The sequence below is a fragment of the bacterium genome (assembly GCA_030018315.1).
GTDB lineage: Bacteria > Hydrothermota > UBA3073 > JACQXS01 > JAGMCI01 > JASEGA01.
On record JASEGA010000063.1, the window covers coordinates 1 to 2,542 of the forward strand.

At 39.1% G+C, this 2,542-nt stretch carries 1 protein-coding gene; it reads left to right on the forward strand.

Going from position 1 to position 2,542, the window contains the following annotated elements:
- Window positions 1-123: 123 nt before the first annotated feature.
- Window positions 124-2,542: C25 family cysteine peptidase (locus tag QMD71_10030; protein ID MDI6841162.1), on the forward strand; the 2,419-nt coding region annotated here is incomplete at its 3' end.

The window sequence follows — 2,542 nt, forward strand, 5'->3', positions numbered from 1 at the left end:
GGAGAGGTTTTCAATATTTTTGGACTGATAATTTGTGGATATAAAAATATTTATTTAACAAAGCAAGTAAAACTTGACAAAATGAAATTAAAAAGGTATATATGAATTTAAGGGGGTGAAATTATGAATAGACGACTTATTTTAGCCATTTTGCTCACCATTCCATTTAGTTACTTAAATGCGGAATGGGTGAGCCTTGGAGGTGCTGGACAGGGAGCACCTGAGGTTAGGGTTATTGAGGCTACAGATAGCAAAGTTGTTATGGAATTCAAACTCAGTGGCTATTACCTTGATATAATAGAGATAGATGGTAAACCATATTCTAAGATTGTTCTACCTGGGGTAGTAACTTTTCTTGAAAAAGGATTGCCTGCACTACCAAAGTTAAGTAAGAGTGTGATTATCCCTGATAATGCTATGATGAACTATCGGGTTGCTGAGCTTGAATACGAGATTAGAGAAGTTTATCCTGTCATTCCTTCAAAAGGAAATCTGTATAGAAATATAGACCCAGCTACTGTGTCATACACTTTTAGTGAGTTTTACAATAAAGATGAGTGGTTTCCTAAAGAGGTTGTTGAATTACATAATCCTTTCATAATAAGAGATTTTAGGGGCCAGACAATTGAGTTACATCCATTTCAGTATAATCCGGTAAGGAAGGAGTTGAAGGTTATTAAACGAGTAGTAATTGAAGTATATCAGTCAGGTATAGGTGGTCAGAATATAAAGATTAGAAGAGGGAAGCACGATATAAGTCGCGAGTTTTACCCTCTTTACGAGAATCTGTTTATAAACTTTTTACCTGCTCGTTACGATACTATAGCTGAAAAGGCAGGTAGAATGCTAATTATCACTAAAGATAGTTACTATAATAACATATTACCACTCGTTGAGTGGAAGAAGCAAAAGGGAATACCGACAAAGGTTGTAAAGATATCAGAGGTAGGAAATACACAGACTAATATTAAAAATTACATCCAAACCGAATACAATACTGAAGGAGTGACTTTTGTCTTACTTGTAGGCAATGGAGATGACATAGTGCCAGCAAGGGGTACTGTAGGGCATGCCAGTGGTGAGACAGCTGACCCAGTATATATGTATCTTGAGGGTAACGATTACTATCCAGATGCTTTCATTTCACGCTTCTCAGCCAACAATGCTACTCATGTAGATAATCAGGTAGCAAGGTCAATTAAGTATGAGAAGGAGCCCGAGCTAGGCGGTAGCTGGTATTGTAAGGGAACAGGTATAGCAAGTAATCAAAGTGGTGGCGAGGGTATACCTGACTATGAGCGTGCTAACTGGATAAGGGATACTTTACTCAATTATACATATACGAGTGTAGATAAGATATACGACCCTTATGGGACTACAAGTATGATACGCGACTCAGTAAATGCAGGTAGAAGCATAATAAACTACCTTGGACATGGGTGGTATGATAGCTGGGGAAATGGAGGTGGATTTACAGTTAGTGATGTCCATGCACTCACAAATACAAACAAACTACCATTTATAATCTCTGTTGCTTGCTTTGTAGGCGAATTTGTTAACACAATTGAATGCTTTTGTGAAGCCTGGCTATGGGCAGGTACACCAGCTGAGCCTAATGGTGCAATTGCCCATTATGGGTCAACAATCCCACAATCATGGGACCCGCCTTGCTATGCTCAGTTTGAAGCATCTATGCTATTTGCACGCGGTAGAATGACAACAGCGGGTGGGACTACATTTAATGGGTCGTGCTGGATGATACAGCAGCTCGGCAACGATGGAGTAGAGATGTTCCAGACTTGGCACCTGTTTGGGGATGCATCTGTCCAGTTACGGAATAATACTCCATATCCAACTACAGTTAATTATCAGCCTGTTATTCCTGTAGGTGAGTTTGACTTGACAGTCTCGGTTGGGTCTGAAGGTGCTCCTATTAATGAGGCGTTAGTTTGTGCTAAGTTAGATACTATTTTTGTAAGTAGATACACAAATACAAGTGGTGAGGCAACGCTTCCTATTGTAACTACTGAGCCCTGTACACTATGGATTACGGTAACTGGACATAATTTACAACCTTATGAGGGTTATGCTTTGGTAATTGTACCTGCAACTGTGATTATAAATCCGGATACTATAACAGTTAATACAGCTACTAATGTTTCTGTTACAGTCCTTGATACTTTGGATCTGGGTATATCTGATGTTGTAGTGCGAATATCAGGCATTGGGGTCTCAAAATGTGATACTACAGGTGCAAGTGGTGAGGTCATAATCAATGTCAATTCACCGTATGGAGAAGTATTGAGTTGTAAAGGTCGTAAAATAGGTGAGAGTTGGGACTTATTCAAAGATTCTATATGGGTGATTGGAGATACATTACTTACTTCTCCTGATATATCAGCACAGGTGACAGAAATAGGGACGATAGATACTCTTACTCCTTATTACGAAGGCACTATAACTGCCCGTACGGGTGGTAATTCAGGTTTCACATTATTTACTAAAGGGTGTGGAGTTGATACATCTGTATTCACAATTGGGA